The sequence below is a fragment of the candidate division WOR-3 bacterium genome, assembly GCA_039804165.1.
Classification (GTDB): Bacteria; Hydrothermota; UBA3072; order UBA3072; family UBA3072; genus JAFGHJ01.
In genome coordinates, this window is record JBDRZZ010000001.1 from 67611 (window position 1) to 88686 (window position 21076).

The window sequence follows — 21076 nt, forward strand, 5'->3', positions numbered from 1 at the left end:
TTTTGAATCTTCTTTTTGAAAAGGTTATTCTTATTGGAGTTACAGGAGGTGTTGCTGCTTATAAAGTTCCTCTTCTTGTAAGGGAACTCAAAGGAAGAGGAGCTAAAGTGAAGGTTATTTTAACCGAAAATGCAAAAAGGTTCGTTTCTTCTCAGGTTTTATCTATCTTTAGTGATGGGGTTTTTGATTCCCTTTGGGAGGATGATATCCCTCATATAACTTTATCTTCTGAATCAGACTTTTTTTTAATCTTACCCGCAGATTACAATATTATTGGGAAAGCCGCTTCTGGAGTGGCGGATGACCTTCTTTCTACAACTATTGCAGCCTATAATAAGAAAATATTGTTTTGTCCTTCTATGAATCCAAGGATGCTTGAAAACCCAGTTCTTATCAAGAATATTGAATATCTTAAAAGTTGTGGACATTATTTTTTAGAGCCTTCTAAGGGTCCTCTTGCCTGTGGGGTGGAAGGGAAAGGTAGGCTTCCTTCAATTTCTCGGATTGTTTTGGAAATTGAGAAGGCTCTTTCCCCAAAAACTTTGGAAGGGGATCTTTGTCTTATAACTGGAGGGGGAACGGTAGAAAAAATTGATCCTGTGAGATGTTTAACAAATGAATCTTCAGGAAAAATGGCTTATTATCTTGCGAAGTATTGCTACCTTTCTGGGGGAGAAGTAGAATTGATTTTGGGTAAGAATACCTTAAACCTTGATCCTGATCTTCCCTATAAAATTACCTTAGTAAATTCTGCAGAAGAAATGTTTAATAAAATTTTAGATAGATGGGATGAGGTTGATTATCTTTTTATGAGTGCAGCTGTTTCTGATTTTACCGTTAATCCAAAAGAGGAGAAAATAAAGAGAAAAGAGGAACTTGTTCTTGAGTTAAAAAGTAATATTGACATTCTTAAAGAGTTGAAGAAAAGGAAAAAACATCAATTTATAGTAGGTTTTTCTTTAGAAAAAGAGAATCTTAGAGCTTCAACCTTAGAAAAAATGAAAGAGAAAGGTTGTGATATAATGGTTGGAAATTTTGTTTCTTCGATTGGGAGTGAAGAGAGTGCAGGGATAATTATTTCCAAGAAAGGAGAAGAAGAATTTAATTGTTCTAAAGAAGAATTGGCATGGAAAATTATTCAAAAAATAAAATAATAGAAATTTTAAAACTATTTAAGTATATGGGCTTTGAAAAAATTTATATAAAAAAGTCGCCTTTCCATGAACTCAAAAAAGAGATTGAGAATTGCAAAAAATGTGAGCTTTGGAAAAATAGGAATAATACTGTCTTTGGTAAGGGACCTTTTAACGCAAAGATTTTCTTTATTGGGGAAGCCCCTGGTAGGGAAGAAGACCTACAAGGAGAACCTTTTGTTGGAATGGCCGGTAAGAAACTGGATGAGATGTTTGAGAAAGCAGGAATTAACCCTAAAGAGGTTTTTATAACAAATGTTGTAAAGTGCCGTCCGCCAGGGAATAGAGCTCCAACTCCCTATGAAATAATGAAGTGCAATTCTTATTTAGTAAGGCAAATTAAATTAATAAATCCTTCTATAATTGTATTGCTTGGTAATATTCCTCTTTCTCTTGTAAGTGGAGATTTCGAAGGAATCTCAAAGGTGCGGGGTAAAAGATTAGAGTATTTATCTTATCCAGCTATTCCTACTTTTCATCCTGCTTATGTTGTTAGGAATCCTGAAAGCGAAGAGATTGTAATTGAAGATTTTAAAAGAGTTTTAAGGAGTGTCTCTTGATTGAGAAAGTTGGAATTCCTTATTCTGAAGAAGCAGAAATTGCTGTGATCTCAAGTATGTTGGTTGATATGGGGGCTGTGGCAGAGGTGAGTACCGTTTTAGTTCCTGAAGATTTTTACTATCCTAGTCATAGCATTATATATAATGCAATTCTCGATGTTTATAATAAAGGGCAGAAGGTTGATGTAGTTACTGTTGTTGAGCGACTGAAAAAAGATAGGGCACTTGAGAAAGTTGGAGGTTCAAGTTATGTGGCTTCTTTTGTTAAAGGGACAATCTCTCCAGAAAATGTGATATATTACGCTGAAATTGTGAGAGAAAAGGCAATTCTTAGGGAGTTAATAGAGAAAAGTAGATTGATAATTGATAGGGCAAGTGCTGCAAGAGAAGATGTGGACTTAATTCTTGATGAGGCTGAAAATTTGATCTTTGATGTGAGAAAAAAAAGAGGTTATGAGAGAGTTATGCCAATTACTCCTTTGCTTAAGGAAGTTATGAAAATAATAGAAGAAAGAGCAGAAAAAAAAGATTTAATTACAGGAATTTCAACAGGGCTTTTGGAGCTTGATCATTTGAGTAGCGGTTTTCAGAAAGGAGAATTAATAATAATAGCTGCAAGACCTTCTGTTGGGAAAACCGCTTTGGCTTTAAATTTTGCTGCTCATATTGCAATTAAAGAAAATATTCCTGTGCTCTTTTTTTCTCTTGAGATGCACTGGGAAAGCCTCATTTTTAGATTACTTGCTGCCGAAGCTCGGATTGATGGAAATAGAATAAGAAGAGGTTATATAAGGGAGGATGAATGGGTTGCTTTAACGTCCGCAGTTTCAAGGTTAACAGAAGCACCTTTTTATATAGATGCCTCTCCTTCTATGACAATATTTGAACTTAGGGCAAAAGCAAGGAGGATGAAGAAGAAATACAATATAGGTATATTATTTGCAGACTATCTTCAGTTGATTAAAGGACCTCAGATTCAAACAAGAGAGCAAGAGGTTGCCGCTATAAGTAGAGCTTTAAAATCACTTGCAATGGAGTTGAACATTCCTGTTGTTGCTCTATCTCAGCTTTCGAGACAGCCTGAGAGAAGAGGGAGAGATTCTAAACCAATTCTTTCTGATCTTAGGGAATCGGGAGCCATTGAACAGGACGCAGATTTTGTTTTATTTATTCATAGACCCGATCAATTTAAAAAGAGTGTAGAGGTCCCTGAGGAAAAAGCCGAATTAATTATAGCGAAGCAACGTAATGGACCAATTGGAAGCTTTGAAGTTGCTTTTAGTAGAAAATACGCTCGTTTTGATAACTTACAGAAGGTAGAAGTAGAATGATTGAAGTGAAGAATGTATGGAAAAGTTTTGAGAGGAATGAAGTTCTCCGAGGAGTTAGTATTAATATTGATAAAGGAGAAACTGTTGCGATTGTTGGCTCAAGTGGTTGTGGAAAAACCGTTCTTCTAAAGCATATTCTTGGCCTCCTTCAACCTGATAAGGGAGAAGTTTGGGTTGATGGGATTAATATAAATGAAAATTTATCTCATCTTTTTGAAATCAGGAAAAAATTTGGAATGGTTTTTCAGAGTTCTGCGCTTTTTGATTCTTTAACAGTTCTTGAGAATGTGATTATTGGAATAAGAGAACATTTCCCTAAAATGGATATAAAGAAAATGGAAGAGATTGGAAGGGAGAAATTAGCTCTTGTTGGGCTAACTGAGGAATCTTTTGATAAGAAACCCCAGGAACTTTCTGGAGGAATGAAAAAAAGAGTAGCGATTGCAAGAGCAATAAGTCTTGATCCGGATTACATTATATATGATGAGCCTACAACAGGGCTTGACCCTATAATGTGCGATAAAATGAATAATTTGATGATTCATCTTAAGGAGCAACTTGGAAAAACAACAATTATGGTAACTCATGACCTACATTCCGCTTTTAAAGTGGCTGATAGAATAGCAATGCTTTCGGAAGGTAAGATCGTCTTTGATGGAACTCCAGGGGAAGCTCTAAAGACAAAAAATATTAGTATGAAAATGTTTATAAAGAGTAGTTCTTTATCTCTTGATTAATGTTTATATGCAGTGAATGCGGATTTAAATCTTTAAAGTGGTTTGGAAGGTGCCCCCAGTGTAAGAATTGGGAGACCTTTCTAGAGGTTGAAGAGAAAAAAGAAGAAAAGGTAAAATCAATTAAGGCCTTAACCCCTAAATTTTTGGGAGAAATTTCTATTAGAGAAGAAGAAAGAATTAAAACAGGAATTTCGGAATTTGATAGGGTGGTTGGCGGAGGGATTGTCTTGGGCTCTTTAATTCTTCTTTCTGGAGATCCTGGAATTGGGAAGTCCACTTTACTTCTTATGATTTGTGGTGCTCTTTCCAAGATTTGGAAAGTTTTATATGTTTCTGGAGAAGAATCTTTAGGACAAGTGAAAATGAGGGCAGAGCGGTTGGGTTTAGGGAAAGAAAAAATTTTAATGGTTTCAGAAACAGACATTGAGAGTATTTTCTCTTTAATAAATAAAGAGCGTCCAAACCTTGTTGTAATTGATTCTATTCAAGTTATGTCTTTTCAGGATGGAAGAGGAATCCCAGGCTCGGTTTCACTTGTTAGGGAAATTACCTCTGGGCTAGTAGAAATTGCAAAGAAAAATAATATCACAATTTTTATTGTTGGACATATCACAAAGTCAGGAAATATTGCTGGTCCAATGACATTAGAGCATATGGTAGATACAGTTCTTTTTATGGAAGGCGAAAGCACTCATTCCTTCCGATTATTACGTTCACGAAAAAATCGTTTTGGCCCAACCAATGAAATTGGAATATTTGATATGGATGAAAAAGGATTGAAAGAAGTTCCAAATCCTTCCTTATATCTTATTTCTGGGAAAGAAGAAAAAGCTTCAGGTTCGGTAATTACTCCTACTGTAGAAGGGACAAGGCCTCTTTTAGTAGAAATTCAAGCTCTTGTTATACCAACGCGCTTTTCTTATCCTCAAAGAATTGCAAGGGGTTTTAATGAAAGGAAACTTGACCTTTTATTAGCTGTCTTACAGAAGAGACTTATGATAGAGATGGGAGGATATGATGTTTACTGTAACATAGCAGGAGGTATAAATATTTTTGAACCTTCTATTGACCTTGGAATTATTATTTCTATTTTATCCAGCTTATTAGATAAGCCTATTAGCTCTAGTCTTTGTGTGGTGGGAGAAGTGGGTCTTGCTGGAGAAGTAAGAGCAGTTCCATTTATACCAAGCAGAATTCAAGAAGCGAAAAGAATTGGTTTTAAAAAGATGATTATTCCCTCAAAAGCAGGGGATTTGAAGTCTGAAGAGATTGAGCTTCTGAAAGTTAATAATATTAATGAAGCAAAGGAGTTTTGTGGTTTATGATTCTCTCTACAATTATTCTTGGATTTTTGGGATGGGTTATTGCACTTTTGCTTTTGTATAGGAATATTAAAATTGAAGGAGGGAAAAGTTATAAGGCTGTGCATTTATCAGCCATTAAGGATGGAAGAGTTGGAGAGTTGTTCAAATTTGGTATTCTTGAAGGAATTCCGGTTATATCGGAAAAGGATATAAAAAAGATTGATGAGTTTTTAGAAAGTAATGAATTGCCTGAAGGTTTTAAGGATAGATTGAGAATTTTCAAGGGTCTTAAACCAAAAGTTATTAAGGAAGAGTTACCTCTTTTTTGCAGGAAATTAGGTTGTCCAGCGGTTGTTTCAGGAGAAGTAAAAGATGAGCTTGAAATTCAAGGGATTAAATGTATTGACATAAAAGTCCTTGATAAAATTGGGAGGCCTAACTTATTAAGGGGCGAGAAGATTAGAGTTAATTATGTGGATTATGGTTATGACAAAGCAGAGGGTTTTTTAGAAGATGGGACAATTGTGGAGATAAAAGGGAATTTTCCAGAAGAGCGTCCCGTTTCTATTGAGTGTATTGTGGAAGGGGTAATAGAAAGTAAGTTTAAAAGAAAGGTTTTTGCGAGATTTAAAGGAAATGATTGAAGCTATAATTGTGGCTGGAGGAAGAGGGGAGAGAATGGGCGGTGTCTATAAACAGTTTTCTTTATTGGGTAATAAGCCAGTATTTCTTTATTCCTTAGAAAGATTTATTGAGTATGGAGTAAACAGCGTTATTCTTGTAGTTCCTAAAGAAAAGGTTTCATTTGTTAAAGAGTTAGTTGAGGAATTTAGAGAGAAAGTTAAAGTTGTAGTGGGTGGAGAAAGGAGACAAGATTCGGTTTATAGTGGGTTTAAAGAGAGTTCTGGAGAATTAATTTTAATTCATGATGCAGTTCGTCCTTTTGTTAGTGTTGATATAATTCGGGAAGTGGTAGAGGGGGTAAAAAAGGTAGGAATTTGTGCTCCGGGAATTCCGGTTAAAGACACTTTAAAGCTATACAAGAAGGATGAAATTTTATGGACATTAGAAAGGAGGAACTTGCTTCAAGTTCAGACTCCACAAGGTTTCAGAAGAGAAATTTTAAAGGAGATTGTAGATTTATACTCAAAGTATTCTTTTACAGATGAACTGGCTTTTGCCGAGAGGCTAAATTACAAAATTTGCTGGGTAAAAGGTGATCCTATGAACATAAAAATTACTTACCAAGATGATATGGAACTTGCCAAAGCGATTTTAGAATACAGGAAAAATTATGGGAATAAGTTTTAGTTTTATGAACCAAGGAGATGTAAATGAGAATTGCTGGAGTTCATATTGAAAGAGCAATTTTAGTAATAAGAGAGAAAGAAAGAGGAAAAATATCTTTTTTGAGGTTTCAGTCTCTAAATGAGTTATTTAAGTCAAGAGAAATAAAAAGATGTAATGAGATATATGTAAATGCTGGAGAAAATAATTTTCTCGTAAAAATAAAAAATTTTTCAAATAGAGATCCTGAAGAAGCTAAAAATTTTGTAATAAAAAACTTGAGTGAATTTACAATTGGGAGAGGAAAAGATTATATAACCAAAGTTTTTGCAATTCCTAAAGGAGATGGTTCTATTATCTATGTTGTTGAGGGTAAAGAGGAAGAGATAAGAAAAAGAATTACCACCTTACCAATAGAAAATTACTTAATTTCCGGGATTATTCCAGATAATTTTGCAATTGCCTATCCTTTTATGGAAGAAGAAAAAATAGAGAATATAGTTTTAGTTGTTGAAATTGGAAGAGGAGAGTTTATTTTTACATACCTTGAAGATAGGAAAATTACATTCACGAGAAGTGTTTTTTATGAAGAAAAAGAAAAGATAAGTTCTCTAAAGAAAGAATTAGATATTTTATTAAATAAAGTAGGCTCGGTAAAGAAAATCTACTTTACTGGTGATATTAGTGATAAAGAGATAAAGGAATTGAAGAAAGATTTCTATTCTTATAAAACCAAAATTAAAGGGATTTATACTACAAAAGGTCTCCCCCCTGAAGCGATTCTTGCATATGGGCTCTCACTTGCTCCAATTATGAAGTTTGAAAACGATCTCACGCCAAAGTTTCTTATCGGAATAAAGGAAGAACGGAGAAGAGAGTTAAGAATAAAGAAATTCTTAATAAGTGTAGTTTATTTTTTTAGTATTTTAATATCTATCCCTATATTTTTATTAATTACGGGGAAGATTTGGATTTTTGTTTTTAATCAGCGAATTGATAGATTAAATACTTCATATGAAAGGGCAAGGAAGATGGAAATTAAAGTTATGAAGTTGAAGGAGAAGCTAAGGCTGAATGAAGAAATAAGGAGAGGAGTTTCTTGGGGTAAGTTTCTTTTTGAAATATCTAGGTGTATTCCAGATGATGTTTGTTTGCTTGGGCTTGAGAGTGAACCAAAAATTGAAGAGAGAAAGAAAGGATTTGTTGTGAATCTAATTGGGATAGGAAAAACCCATGAAGCTATTATGGAGTTTTGTTCTAAAATTCAAGATATTGGGATGGTAAGCGAGATAAATATCAAAAAGATAAAAACGGAAAAAGGTGTAATAAATTTTGATTTTGCTATAACCTTATATTCCGAATAAAAACACCACTTTTTAAATGGATTGTGGTTCTTCCTTTTTTAAGTTTTATTTCCCAATCTATAACTTTTATTTTTTTAAGACTCAATAAATCAAGAGGTAGATAGTAAACCGGGGGAGAACTTTCATTAAGAAAATTAGGTGAAAGATAATATATAAATTTAAAAGAGATAACCTTTATTTCTTTTGAAACTATTTTTTCCTTCGATTTAAATAAAAGAGAATCTCTCCAAGAAAAAGAAGAAATTTTACCTTCTTCATTTAAAAAAGTAAGACTATCTTCGTCCGCGAATATAATTTCACATGCATTTATTAAGTTCCTTTGGATTATGTTAGATATTTTTACCCCCTCTTCTGTTAATTCATCTTTCCATCTATTTTCATTTGTTCTTCTATATATCTGAAAGAGGGTAGTGAAAAGAACCGTGCTTAGAATACTGAAAATAAAAAGGGCAAATATTAACTCTATTAAAGTAAAAGCTTTATTTTTAACGAGACGTTGAGTAAAAATACTTGGAGTATTCCTGGATTTCTTTATTTTCATCCTAAACCCTAATTTATATCATCCTATAGTTCCTTCAGGAATTGAATTGCCAAAATTCTTTTCTTGTTTACATAAACTTTAACACTACATAAAGGTGGAAGTTCTTTATTCATTTTTAGAATCGTCTCATAAATTATTTTATCTAACGTATCTACGCTAACAGTGTCCTTCTGAGAATCTATTCCTCCAAGAGTATGCTCAGCTTTTTTTCTTGCAAGAAGTAAAGCAACTTCTTTCTTTCTTATATTCTCTGAAAAGGAGAGACTTTTTATAAGGAATTGATAAAGAGAAAGAAAAGCAATCGCGATAATTGTTATTGAAATAATAATTTCTATAAGAGTGAACCCTTTTTTCACATTAATTTCCAGCTTTTTCTTTTTATCTTCTGTGTGTTTAAATAGTAGGATAGACAAATTGATTCCGGAATTTCTCCTATGATTTCTCCCTCGAGCACATTTCCATAATGTCCATTTGAGCTTCTTCCATAAAGAGAATGGGCACATAAAAGGCCTTCCAGTTTACCTTGAATATTAATTTTACCTGTTGAATATAATAATCCTTTACATTTAGCATATTTTTCTACTAAGATTATATTTTGATAACCGCCTGCAATAGTTTTCTCTGCTATAGATATTGCACTCCCACAAAAGGAGGCTGATTCGGTGAATTTTATTTGATTTGTCTCTCCATAAGCAATCAAAACCGACGAGTTTTCCACCTGAGAGAATTCCGCAACTCTAATTTCGTTTTCTGAGATAATCTCTCCTGAAAAATAACTGTATCCACTTAAAATAACTGAATTTGCAGAAAAAATAGAGACATTATACAACTTTGAATCATTTTGTATTCTCACCTCTCCATAAGCAATAAGAGTAAGATTCTTAAGAATTCCATTTTCTATTATTATGTCTGAAGAGCTTATAATTGTTTTTTTGTAGTCAAAAGTATCACTCTGAAAGAATACAACATCATTAACGAAAATAATTTCTTTCTCTGGAACTTTCTTTTTGTCGTTAAAAATCTGAGGGGAGAATAGCTCAGTATCTGCCTTAAAGGGAGATTGAATGTATGCGGTAAATAAACTAATTTTCTCTTTTATTGCAGTTATATTTAAAGAAGGTAGCTTCTCTCCAACCATAATGTTACCATTTATATATCCATATATTTCTGGTTTTTGAGTTGTTTCTAAGATTATCCTAACATCAGCAATACTTGAGTCTAATTTTGACCCATATTCTGAGAGAACAGTGACTTTTTCCTTTTTAAATTTTCCCGTGGATTCTATTTCCATAAAACCCTTTTCTATTTTTGCTTTAATTGTTAATTCTCCTCCAAAGAGTGTGTCTGTTTCTTTGTGTTCCGAAGAAGGTAAAATCTTTGAGATTTTTGCCGATCCCGAAGAGGCAATATAAAAAGCTTGCTCCCAATCAACATATTTATTCAATCTCCAAAATTGGTGATTGGTTATTAGTAAGAAAGAGCCTAATAATGAAGAAATTACGAAAATAATATTTAAAGTAAGAACAAGAGAAAAACCTCTATTTAAAATTAATTGTCTTTTTGCCATATTCATCAACTATAATTTTATCTGGATAGATTTTTAGAATCTTTATATTGTTTATTTTATCTCCTTCTTTTACGAAAATTGTCTTTTCTCCATTTATACTAATTGCAGCAGAAGGTTTTTTAGGATCCCATAAGATTGCTTTAATAGTAATAGAAGAAGTTTTCTTAAATTTTGAGATTTCTCCTGAAAAATTTGTTTTATATCTAAAAGGATCTCTTTCTATTTTTGGGATTTCTACATTTTTTTTCTTTTTAAAATTTATTTCAATTTTAGGGAAAGAGGAACTTGGTTCTTTTGGTAAGGTAACATAAAATGCAATTATAAAAATTAAGAATAATAAATATCCTACTATTTTATTTGTCGACATTATCTAAAAGAAAAAGTCTTAAACGAAGTTGAAGAGTTATTCCTTCTTGACCTCTTGATAGTTTTATTTTCTCTATCCGAGTTTCTTCTAATTTCAGTTGATATAAGAATGAACAAATTTCAGAATATTTTCCTAAGAGTTCCAAATCCACAGTAACATAAGAAAAGGGATTTGTTTTTATAACTGGAGAGTGAAGGATTGATATTATGGTGAGTCCTGAAGATTTAGCTAATGATAATAAGTGGGTTATGCCTTCTGATGGTGTTTTAAATTCTATATATTCTTTAAGTCTTTTTGATAAATACTTTTCTAAAGAAAAATAGTAACTATAAAGCGCCTCTCCGTGGGAGTACGAAAGAAACTTTTTTTCTGTGGCAAGGAGTATTTTATTATTTTCTTTTACTTTTTTCACTAAATTGCTGAATAGAAAAAAATAAATTATAAGGATTACTATCCCTGCGGAAATGACTCTACGATATTTACTCATTTTCTGAGTCTTCTACCTCTTCAGGTTCAGATGGAAGGGGTGGTTTTTCAGTTTTAGTGACTCTTTTTAAAATAGAAACCAAATTCCTTCCTGTGTTTTGAGAGAGAAAAGAAACCACATCCTCCCATTTGCCTTTATATTTCGCTTCCGTTATTCCAACTATTGAAGAGCTCTCTTTTGCTTTTACTTTCGCAATAACTTCGTATATTTTATAATCAGGGTTCTTAAGACCAGAAAGAGAAGAAGTTATGTGAAATTTAACAAAATATTTGGCCTTTAAGGAATCTTCCACAGGGATAAATTTGCCTTTTGAATTCTTTAACACATAAAGTTGTGTTTTATCCCCTAAGATACCATATCTCCCAGAAATTTTTTCGAAATATATAGGTATTGTATCTGTCTTTTGGGAAGTTGCAAAATTAGATATGCAATTTATTACAAGTAAAATTACTAAAAAAAATAATTTTCTCATTCTGTCTTATTCCAAGGAATAACTTCAGGTGTTAAGTATACAATTAACTCGGATTCATCTGTGTTAACGGATTGACTAGAAAAGAGAAAATCGCCAATAAGGGGAATATCTCCGAGGATTGGAATTTTATTTTTGGTGACAGTTTCCGTTTTATGAATTAGACCTCCTATTATTGCTGTTTCACCTTCTTGGAGTTTCAAGGTGGTTTTAACGGAACGTTTTGAGAGCTCTGGTAATCCTTCTGCACTAATTCCGGATATTGCTGAGACCTCTATTTCTACATCGGCAGTTACATCATTGTTTTTCCCCACCCAAGGAGTTATAAGTAGTTTAACACCCGCGTCTACTGAATGGACTTCAATTATTGGATTTTCTGGGGTGCCCACTCTTGTCCGATAAAATCCTTGCCATCCCACATTGATACTTGCTTTTTGTCCACTTATTGTTACAATACTTGGTTCTGCATGCACCTTTGCTATCCCTTTTTGTTCAAGAGCATTTATCATTATCCTGAAATCTGCGGGAATTTTTATAGAGGTTCCAATATTGAGAGAGGAGGAAATATAATCCAATATTTCATCTATATCTTTTTTTGTAAATGTCAATTTGACCTCACCAGGAGCTAATTTTAAAGAGTCAACGAGTTTTTCGCCTGCTTTTATTCCCAATTCTGATAATTTTTTTCTTGAAACTGAAAGAATAATAGCTCTCATTCTGACCCTTTTTGTAGGAATGTCAACTTCTTTTAAGAATTCTTCCACTTCTTGAAGCTGAGAAGGAGCCATTGAACAAAGTAGAGAGTTATGTTCTTCAACAACTTTTATATTAGAAGAGGGGATAGAAGGTGGCAATAGCTTGTATGCGTCTTCCGCTTTAAGGTATTTAAGCGGAACAAGAGTAACAGAAGATATTATTCCTTCCCCTGGAATTTTTCCTTCTATTTTTCCTATTATATAAACATTTCCAGTCTTCTTATACCCATAACCTGTCCCTTTTAAAACAAGATTGAGGGTTTTACCAATAGGTTGGTCTTTTATATTTGCTGAAACCATTCCTGTAATTTCTCCATAAGTTACAATATTTATCCCAGTTTGCTGAGATAGCTCATCTATAAAATTTTGTAAATCCAGGTCTTTAACATCTATAGTAATTAAAGTGTCTTGGCTTATTCTTATTCCACCGGTTGTCCTTCTCCTTATAGTTTTTCCTCGTTCTCTCTCTCTTCCTTCTGCTCTTATGACTTCTATAATTTCATCTCTTTCTATAATTTCAAAGCCTTTTGAAGTGAGAAAGGCTTCTAATCCTTTTTTTATAGGGACTTCCTTAAGATAACCTGAAATTCTCATTTCTCTCACATTCTCTCCAGCTACTATTGTTAATCCACTTTTTTTTGAGATTTCTTTTAATAGACGCTCAATTTCTACATCTTCACAGTCAAGGGAGAGGAGACCATTTTCTACAATCACATCCATTTTTGGCGCTTTGCCTCTGATTAAATAATAAACATTTTCTTCTTTGGTAACAGAGCATCCAAGAGTTTGGGCTAACGTAGATAGAAGTTGATCCACTGTTACATCTGAGAGATAAAGCGTTACAGTCCCTTGGACATCCGCTTGTAGAACAACGTTCAATCCATATTGTTGGTTCAATAATTGAATAGCCTCTTGAGCCGGGAGATTCTCAAACGAAACAGAAATTTTTCTTTCATCCTCTGCCTTCAAGATTAGGAAAGCGAATATTAGAAAAGTAAATAATCGTTTCATAACAAAAATATGATAGTATTTTTTTGTGAATTTGTCAAGTCTACTAATTTCTTATAAGATGCACATTTATTTATATATATTTAAGGAATAAGACTTATTTTTTCAATAGTTCTTTATGGGAAATTGAAGTTTCTATTTTTAGTTTTTAGTTTTAAAACCCAGGTTTCCTTATCCTTAATAAAAAGTATTTTTAGAAATTTTTCATCTTGACAAATTTTTATTTTTGTATAATTTTTTAAAAACAAAGATCTTAATCATTGGGCGGGTATGGAAAAGTAGAGAGAAGGAGAATATATATTAATTTTTAAAATTTTATTTATAGGAGGTATTTTATGGGTTTATTAATAATCATCTTTCTTATGAATGCCGATTCTATTGACTCCTTAAAGATTACAACAAGTGCTCAGTCTTCTTCAGGGGGAACCGTTTTAGAATACTCATATGGGTTAGATACTTATCAAGTAGGTTTTAACAAGAATAGTATCTCTGCCAATATTCCGGAAGAGAGTATAGATGTTTCAAGTGGACTATTATCCATTAAAATAAAACTTACCAGTTTACCTATTAGAGGTAACAAAAGTTATGATGTTTATCTTGTTTATCATGGTTCTCCTTTATCTTTGGCTGGGATAGGAGGTTTTAGTGGAACTTGGACTTATGGTTGGAACAATAGTGAATTTATAGGGAATGATGAGTTTATAGTTACAGAGGATTTAGGAACTTGTGGTTTAGGTTGGAATATAATGCCTGGGGAGTTTTCTGTTCCCTATAGATGGTGGGAGAAGAGAGGAGTTGTAGGTGAGATTCGTATTAATGATAGAACTTACAGTTTTTATATGGGAGATTGTGGTGGGGTATTGGCGGAGGATTGTGAAGCGATATTACCGAGTGATCCTTGTGCTGAGAGAAATTGGGCTATCTTTTAAACACCTGAGTGGAGATATATTTTTGGAGAGGGTGTGAATTATCCTCATTACGATTTCAATACTGATGAACCTTTAAGGCAGAATTGTATGCTTACTGAGATGGTAGATAAGAATGGTAATTCTGTGCGATTTACATGGCGTGAGTATATTAGGGAAAAGCTTCGTGAGTCGCGTCCTTATGCATTTAGAATTCCAGAGTCCATTATTACTCCAACCACGTGGTGTAGGTTTGAGCGTAAAGAGATAGATAATCCTAATTCTGGTGCATGGGATTTTTTCTTGGTGGACAAGTTGTTTAGATGGGTAGTGAGTGAAAATGTTAGTGTTTATGAAGTTAGGTTTTATTATACACAGAGAAATATACCTCAAGCTATAGAATATTGGTATGGACATGAATTAGTTCTTTTAGATTCAGTAGTTTTTTATAGCAACGATTTTTATAGTGGAGTATATAAGATAAATCCTTCGTATAAGTTTTTCTATGATAATAATACAGGGGAGCTTGTTAGGTTTATCACTCCTGATGGTGCTGAATACAGGTATGAATATGAGACAGTAGAGAGTTCGACTCTGAGTTTAACTAAGTATCGTAGAATTAAAAAGAAGGAGGTAGTGCTTCCTGGAAGTTCGGAGATTTTAAGGTATGAGTATCATTATGCAGGTGGTACAGATCTTAAAAAAAGCTCAGTTGGAGAGAGGGAAGACTGGGGAGGAGAGTGGTCGAGAGGGTGTTCAGATGGTTTTTCTTTTTATCCTATTTATAGGAAATGTTCTGTAGTTTTACCTGAAGGTGATAGTATAGTTTACTGGAATGTGAATGATAAGTATTTAAGGGAAAATTTTAAATATTATAGTTTTGGTAAAGAAAGTAGTATTTTTAAGGAAGTTGAGCCGAAGAGGCTGCAGTTGATGTATGGGAGGCCTTATAAGATAATGAGATTTGACAAAAGCGGAAGGCCTTTGGAATTAGAGTGGTTATATTGGGTTATAGGTAACAAAGGTAAGAATAGACTTTCTCCGAAGGAAGATGAGACCACTCTTCCTTCGGGTGTTTTGCGTCCTGTTTTAAAATATAGAGCGATTCAGAAGAATCCATCTGACACGGTAATAGGGGTTGGGGATATTTTTGAGCTATATGAATATGATTACGACAATTTTGGTAATGAGAAGAAATGTATGTTTCATGGATATGTTGAGTATTATGGGATGGAGTGGGATACGATTATTTATCCTGAAACCCCTGATAGGTGGTGGGAGGGATGGTGTAATAAGAGGTTTATTTATGACGACGTTGATTCCTACGATAACTGGAGGGTAGAGAAGGATTTTCAATATGAGAAGGATTATCGATATTTTAAGGATTGGAAAGGAGATACTATTTATAGTAGGTTATTAGTTCATCTTCCGGCTTCAATAAGGAAATATAGTAATAATGGGAATTTAATTAATCACACAGAGTTTGAGTATGATGAGAATGAATTAAAGGATATTAGCTGTTTTAATGGTTATCCAGAAATAGTGACTTTTCATAATTCTGAATATTTTAATACAGGTTATAAGTATCGTGGAAACCTTACCAAAAAGACCGAGTGGATAAATGAGAATGAGACTCGTTCAAAGGAATACTGGTATGACATTTGTGGTAATCTTGTTGAAATGGAAGATTATATGAATAACACCTATCAATTTGTCTATGATGATGATGCGGTATTCCCGTATCACAAGGTCTATCCAGATGGATCAATTGAGACTTTAAAATTTGATAAAGAGGGTAATCTTAGGAGCTTTACCGATAAAAATGGAGTAATTAGTGAATTTTATTATGATGTTTATGGAAGATTGGTAAATTATAGAAAAGGAACTTCTGGGGAATATAAACTTCTTGGGGAATATGAATATAATGATTTTGAGCATTGGGCAAAAGAACGTTCTTCCTTCTCGAGCGCAGATGTTACCTATTATTATTATGATGGACTGGGAAGACTTAAGAAGACTAAACAACCTTCGCTTTCTGGGAAAGAGATAATTCAGGAGTATTTTTATGACAAGAATGGGAATTTGAATAAAGAAACAATTCCGAGATTTAGCACTGCTCTTCAAGCGGATACAGTTAAAAAGAAATTTGATATTCTTAAGAGAGTGAGGGAGATAGAATATCCAAAGAGTTCGTACGAATCTGGAAGGGAGGTTGTGGAATATGAGTATAAAAGGGATACAACGGATGTTTATGATGAGATGGGTTACCGCACCAGATTGGTTAATGATGCATCTGGTAATTTAATAAGTGTTTTGGATGCTCTTGGAAATTGGACTTATTATAGTTATGATGTCAATGGAAACCTTACAAAAATAAAAGATGCTGAAGGCAAACAAACAACCTTTAAATATGACTGGCTTGGGCGGTTATTAGAGAGTAATGGTCCTGATAGGGGGAAGGATTTATTTGAGTATTATCCTGACGGTAAGATAAAGCTTCACGTTCAGAATGGAGGGGAGAATATCTTTTATGAATATGATGAATTAGGTAGGATCAAAAGAAAAGGGAAACCATGCTTATATACTCCCCCTATAGTTAATGTAACAGACACTCTTTTATATGATTCTGAGATCAAGGAGATTATTCCGGAATATGAGAGTTCAGCGGAGTGGGAGTTAAATTTAGATATATCTAGCTGGGAAGATGTTCAAATAAGTTTTATGGCGAGATGTGGAGTTGTATATGGTGATGGTTCTCAGTATGTAATAGGGAAGTGTTCCTTAGAAGTGTATTTTTCAAATCCTATTGATACTTTTATTAAGACAATTGAAATATATGAAGGTTCTTTATCTGCAAACTCTTGGGGTTATGAGCTTAACAAGTATAATTATCGGTTTAAGCCTAAGAATTACGGGAATATCATTACGCGAATAAAAATTACTCATACAGGCAAAGCTTTAGGTGCTTTTCCGTGCGGTTATCCCTGTGGGAATTGGGAGGATGAAATTAAAGATGTTTTAATAATAGGGAGTGGGTATAAATCACCTCCTTACTCTGTTCTTAAAGATACTCTTGAGGAATATTTCTATGATAACTATACAATAAAAGGTGTAACCTATACTCCTCCTTCAAATTTAAATTATCCTAAGGGAAGGTTGACAGGTTTCCAGAATGCTAATTTAAGGGAGGTTTATTTTTATGATATGTTTGGGAATCTTGCTCAAAAGAAGGTTATTCCGTTTACTCCTTATGGGAAGGAGTTGGATTTCAAATATTCCTACGACTTAAAAGGGAGGGTAACGGAGTTAAGATATCCTGATAATTACCCAGTGGAGTATGGTTATGATCAATTTGGGAATATTTCCTATCTTAAGATAGGTGGAAAGACTCAGGTATCTCTTTCCTCCACAGCGGCAGGGCTTTTGAGTCGTATTAATTTTCCTAGTGGGGTTAAGGATACATTTGCATATAAGCCGAGGAATTGGATGAATTGGATGGAGATTAAAGGTGTTTCTGATCCTTATCAGAGGGAATTTTTGTATAACAAGCGTGGGGAGCTTATAAGTATATATAAAGGTAATACGAGGACAAGCACGTTTAAATATGATGCTCTTGGGAGACTTACTAGGGAGTGGGTTACTGGGGAGCCTGGGACTTATGAGCATACATATCTTTATGATAAAGTAGGGAATAGGCTTGAGGTTGATTATGGGAGCAAGAAGTATACCTATTATTCAGGGACAAATAAGTTAAAGAGTGATGGGGAGAGGACTTATTCTTATGATGCGAACGGAAGAGTTGTTGGGATTAGTAGTGTAGTGGATAATATTAGTTATGATGTAGATGGTAATATGACTGTGCTTGTTACTCCTGATGAGACTTATAAGTATTATTACAAAGGTAATCAAAGAATAAGGCAAGAGGTAGAGCAGTATGGTTCTGGATCTTTTACAAGTAATTATTTTTACGACAACTTTGGGAATTTAATTTTTGAGGAAGACGATTCTCCCAACATTCTCAAGAATCCTGGATTTGAGAGTGGTAATACAGATGGTTGGGGTAAGTGGCCAGTGGATGTTTACTGGAATGTGACTTCGAGTGAGTCTCAGGAGGGTAAGTACTCTCTTTATTCTCCGAATTTTTCTTCAACGATGCAGAATGTTGAGTGTTGGATGCAGAATTTTTCTCTTTCAGAGGTGAAGAAGCCTTTCACTGCTTCTTGTTGGGTAAAGGCGGAGAATTTAACTGGTGGAGTGAAGATAATGGTTGAATTTTGGGATGTGAATTGGTCTACCCAACTTAGTGTTAAGTCTTCATCAGTGGTAACTGGGACTAAAGACTGGACGAAGCTTTCTGTGACTGTTAATAAGAGTGATGTGCCTCAGAATGCAATGAATTTTAAGGTTACGGTATTGAGGTTTGAAGGTGGAGGTAGACTTTGGGTTGATAATGTTCGTTGTGAATCGGGTTCTACTCGGACGCCTCCAACGAGATACATTTATGCAGGTAACCGTCTCCTTGCAAAAGAAGTTGATGGGAGCTTATATTTCTACCATCTTGACCGCTTGGGTTCACCCATTATGATTACTGATAAAACCGGAAGCATTCTAAAGAGAAAACAATACGAAGCTTTTGGGAACCTGAAATGGCAATCTGGAAGTCTCTCCGACAATCGTGAATTCACCTCCAAAGAGAAAGACCCGACAGGACTCCATTACTTTGGTGCGAGGTATTATTCTGGGAATATTGGGAGATTTTTGAGTCCTGATCCGCATACGCTTATGCCGGGAGGTTTAGAGTTAAGCAATCCACAATCTATAAATCCATATGTTTACTGTGTAAACGACCCATTCAGATATAAAGATCCTAATGGTGAATTTATATTAGCGGTTGAATATGATCAGAGTGCACAATATGGGTCAACACAATATGTTTGGCGTAGTTTCCCAAGAAGCTTCTCCAATGCGATTTCTTATGCGGCGATGAATCGTCCAGAATTAGCCGCTATGTCCCTCGCTCCTAATGGAGTGTATTATTCAAAGACCAGAGCAGACGTACCTGGAACAAATGCGGCTGCGAGAAGCTGGCGTCTATATGATTATAAACTGGATACTAAACCTGCTGGGAAGTCTTTTGCTCCGCATAAAGCATTATTGATTAACAGTGGAGGTAAAGTCCCCACAGAAGAGATAAATATAAATCCCAGATCTAAATATTATGGTGAAAAAGCAGCCGATAGGTTATGGATCCATGCTGGAAGTAGAAAAAAAGATATAGGTGGAACTGGGTCAGAGGGTTGTATCACAGTCCCTACTGTTCTTGGTAATAAAGAATATAGGACTCAGGATCCCGAAACTTGGATCTACTATAATGATTGGATATCGAATTTTGAGAATTACCCAGAAGGGAAACTACTAATAATAAGATTTCCTACATGGATGGAAAACTTGTGGAAATGAGATTAGAGGGAGAAAAAATGAGAAAAAATGGACTTTTTATAATTTCTTTTATTCTTATCTTATTTGCAATGAATTGTAAGGAGACAAAAATAAAACAAAATTTTAAGGAATATAGATATAAAGTGATTCCGAACGAAGAGATTGAAATTTATGGAGTGAATGTTAATAAGGCAATAGATGAAAAATTTAGCTTGCTTGAGAAGGAGTTTAACAGTAAAGCAGAAATTGATGATGAAGTAGCTGTAGTGATACTCCGACGGCTAAAAGATTTCGTAAAAAAGACTAAAGAAACAATACCTAAAGACTGTGTCGATCTTTTATATGGCCCTATAGATGTTCAAAAAATCTATAATCAGGAAATATATAAGGAATATCAGAATGTGTCTCCAAATACTATCATAGTTAGTGGTAAGCTCCTATTTTCGGAAGATTCAACTGTTAAAGAGTCAATTATTACTGAGCTGCAGAAAATTTTACCTTCTAATGATACCTGTAAAAAGGTTATTAAAGACCTTCGGCAGTTTATTCATGGAGACTTTGAAAAGAACACTCAGTTCAAAATTGATTTCGATATACCGAAGTTTCCTTATGCTGAATTTGCTGTATGGTTTCATAAAGGGGAGGAAGAAAACATATACTATCAGTATATTTTTTCTTTAAGAGAAGACGCTTACCCTTATTGATTTTTGGAAAGGATGCAAATGAAGATAAAGAGAGAGTAACAGGGTCAGACCTTGAAATGTGAAAAGATTGACAAAAAGGAATAAGCGAATAATATATCGGTATGGCGAGACCATATCGCTTGCAGGGGGAAGGTTACTTATATCATATCACGAGCAGGGGAGACGACAGGAAAAGGATATACATCAGCGAATATGATTATGAGAAGTTTTTGGAATATCTTCTAAAGGCGAAAGAAAAGTATAATTTTTATCTTTACGCTTATTGTTTAATGACGAATCATTATCATTTGTTGATAGAGACCACACAGCCTAACCTTTCAAGGATAATGCAGTATATAAACACTGCATATACTGTCTATTACAATAAAAAGAGGAATAGAAGCGGTCATTTGTTTCAAGGGAGGTATAAATCTATAATAGTTGATGGAGATAGTTATTTTTTAGAATTAACAAGGTATATACACTTAAATCCTGTGAGAGCCGGTGTATCTAAAACTCCTGAAGGTTATAAATGGTCCAGTTTTAATGAATATATCACCGATAGGAGAAAAACAATAATAGATAAAAAAGAAATAAAGAAATATATTAAGATTAATCCTTCGAGATATAAACAATTTGTATTGGATGGGATAGATAAAAAACCCGATATTTTGGATAAAGTTTACGCCGGATTTGTCCTTGGAGGGGTAAAATTTATAAAAGATACAATAAAGGACTTAAAACAGCAAAAAGGAGGAGAAATTTCCTACAAGAAAAAGTTAACCAATTATATATCAGTAGATGAAATAGTCAAAGAAACAGCTGAACTTTTTAAGAGATTGCCAGAAGAGGTATACGCTTGGAAGAAAAAGCCCTTGCTTGCGAGAAAAGCAGCGATATATTTATCTAAGAGACTAACAGGGTTAACCAATAAAGAGATAGGGGAGGCATTTAAAATAACATACTCCGCAGTAAGTAAGTCATACAGAGATATGGAAAAGATAATGGAAGAGAGAAGAAGAATAAGGAGAGATATTGAAACCATCATTTCACATTTCAAGGTCTGACCCCATAGACAC

General features: G+C 34.0%; 19 protein-coding genes. 12 read left to right on the top strand and 7 right to left on the bottom strand.

The genetic code is table 11. The features are described from left to right. Positions 1-2: 2 nt before the first annotated feature. From coaBC to ABIN61_00395, 8 genes are read left to right on the top strand one after another with little or no spacing between them, the layout of a single operon-like run. Positions 3-1154 carry a bifunctional phosphopantothenoylcysteine decarboxylase/phosphopantothenate--cysteine ligase CoaBC gene (gene coaBC, locus ABIN61_00360; GenBank protein ID MEO0292660.1) on the top strand — a complete coding sequence of 384 codons (1152 nt, stop codon included), beginning with the start codon at positions 3-5 and terminating at the stop codon, positions 1152-1154. Next, positions 1127-1753, top strand: a complete 627-nt coding sequence (locus ABIN61_00365; protein MEO0292661.1) for a uracil-DNA glycosylase — start codon at positions 1127-1129, stop codon at positions 1751-1753. Before coaBC ends, ABIN61_00365 begins: the two co-directional genes overlap by 28 nt. After that, positions 1750-3084 (top strand): replicative DNA helicase, encoded by a 1335-nt coding sequence (dnaB, locus tag ABIN61_00370; GenBank protein ID MEO0292662.1) that lies wholly within the window; start codon positions 1750-1752, stop codon positions 3082-3084. Before ABIN61_00365 ends, dnaB begins: the two co-directional genes overlap by 4 nt. Further along, positions 3081-3821, top strand: a complete 741-nt coding sequence (locus ABIN61_00375; protein MEO0292663.1) for an ATP-binding cassette domain-containing protein — start codon at positions 3081-3083, stop codon at positions 3819-3821. Before dnaB ends, ABIN61_00375 begins: the two co-directional genes overlap by 4 nt. After that, positions 3821-5146, top strand: coding sequence for a DNA repair protein RadA (gene radA, locus ABIN61_00380; GenBank protein MEO0292664.1), 1326 nt, complete (start codon positions 3821-3823; stop codon positions 5144-5146). Before ABIN61_00375 ends, radA begins: the two co-directional genes overlap by 1 nt. Further along, complete coding sequence (locus tag ABIN61_00385) at positions 5143-5769, top strand: hypothetical protein (GenBank protein MEO0292665.1); 627 nt, start codon at positions 5143-5145, stop codon at positions 5767-5769. The genes radA and ABIN61_00385 overlap by 4 nt, the downstream gene beginning before the upstream one ends. Next, positions 5762-6436, top strand: coding sequence for a 2-C-methyl-D-erythritol 4-phosphate cytidylyltransferase (ispD, locus tag ABIN61_00390; protein ID MEO0292666.1), 675 nt, complete (start codon positions 5762-5764; stop codon positions 6434-6436). Before ABIN61_00385 ends, ispD begins: the two co-directional genes overlap by 8 nt. Positions 6437-6459: 23 nt before the next feature. Next, positions 6460-7776, top strand: coding sequence for a hypothetical protein (locus tag ABIN61_00395; GenBank protein ID MEO0292667.1), 1317 nt, complete (start codon positions 6460-6462; stop codon positions 7774-7776). On the opposite strand, the gene ABIN61_00400 is transcribed toward ABIN61_00395, so the two are convergent. The 7 genes from ABIN61_00400 to ABIN61_00430 all read right to left on the bottom strand — a co-directional run bounded on the left by ABIN61_00400 (position 7754) and on the right by ABIN61_00430 (position 12973). After that, positions 7754-8317 carry a type II secretion system protein gene (locus ABIN61_00400; protein MEO0292668.1) on the bottom strand — a complete coding sequence of 188 codons (564 nt, stop codon included), beginning with the start codon at positions 8315-8317 and terminating at the stop codon, positions 7754-7756. The genes ABIN61_00395 and ABIN61_00400 overlap by 23 nt on opposite strands. 23 nt (positions 8318-8340) lie before the next feature. Beyond that, positions 8341-8673, bottom strand: coding sequence for a prepilin-type N-terminal cleavage/methylation domain-containing protein (locus tag ABIN61_00405; GenBank protein MEO0292669.1), 333 nt, complete (start codon positions 8671-8673; stop codon positions 8341-8343). Then, positions 8670-9761: a hypothetical protein gene (locus ABIN61_00410; GenBank protein MEO0292670.1), complete on the bottom strand. Its 1092-nt coding sequence runs from the start codon at positions 9759-9761 to the stop codon at positions 8670-8672. Before ABIN61_00410 ends, ABIN61_00405 begins: the two co-directional genes overlap by 4 nt. Before the next feature lie 94 nt (positions 9762-9855). Next, positions 9856-10251, bottom strand: a complete 396-nt coding sequence (locus ABIN61_00415; protein ID MEO0292671.1) for a hypothetical protein — start codon at positions 10249-10251, stop codon at positions 9856-9858. Continuing rightward, positions 10238-10738 (bottom strand): hypothetical protein, encoded by a 501-nt coding sequence (locus tag ABIN61_00420; protein MEO0292672.1) that lies wholly within the window; start codon positions 10736-10738, stop codon positions 10238-10240. Before ABIN61_00420 ends, ABIN61_00415 begins: the two co-directional genes overlap by 14 nt. After that, positions 10731-11210 carry a hypothetical protein gene (locus tag ABIN61_00425; protein ID MEO0292673.1) on the bottom strand — a complete coding sequence of 160 codons (480 nt, stop codon included), beginning with the start codon at positions 11208-11210 and terminating at the stop codon, positions 10731-10733. Before ABIN61_00425 ends, ABIN61_00420 begins: the two co-directional genes overlap by 8 nt. Next, the gene (locus ABIN61_00430) at positions 11207-12973 is read right to left on the bottom strand and encodes a secretin and TonB N-terminal domain-containing protein (GenBank protein MEO0292674.1); all 1767 of its coding nucleotides are present in this window, start codon (positions 12971-12973) and stop codon (positions 11207-11209) included. Before ABIN61_00430 ends, ABIN61_00425 begins: the two co-directional genes overlap by 4 nt. Positions 12974-13305: 332 nt before the next feature. On the opposite strand from ABIN61_00430, the gene ABIN61_00435 reads away from it, so the two are divergent. From ABIN61_00435 to ABIN61_00450, 4 genes are all read left to right on the top strand, one after another. Beyond that, a complete protein-coding gene (locus ABIN61_00435; GenBank protein MEO0292675.1) occupies positions 13306-13899 on the top strand; it encodes a hypothetical protein in 594 nt (197 codons plus the stop codon). A 33-nt stretch (positions 13900-13932) separates the two neighbouring features. Continuing rightward, positions 13933-19335, top strand: coding sequence for an RHS repeat-associated core domain-containing protein (locus ABIN61_00440; GenBank protein ID MEO0292676.1), 5403 nt, complete (start codon positions 13933-13935; stop codon positions 19333-19335). Positions 19336-19352: 17 nt separating this feature from the next. Beyond that, complete coding sequence (locus ABIN61_00445) at positions 19353-20018, top strand: hypothetical protein (GenBank protein ID MEO0292677.1); 666 nt, start codon at positions 19353-19355, stop codon at positions 20016-20018. A 101-nt stretch (positions 20019-20119) separates the two neighbouring features. Beyond that, positions 20120-21064: a transposase gene (locus ABIN61_00450; GenBank protein MEO0292678.1), complete on the top strand. Its 945-nt coding sequence runs from the start codon at positions 20120-20122 to the stop codon at positions 21062-21064. Positions 21065-21076: the final 12 nt, after the last annotated feature.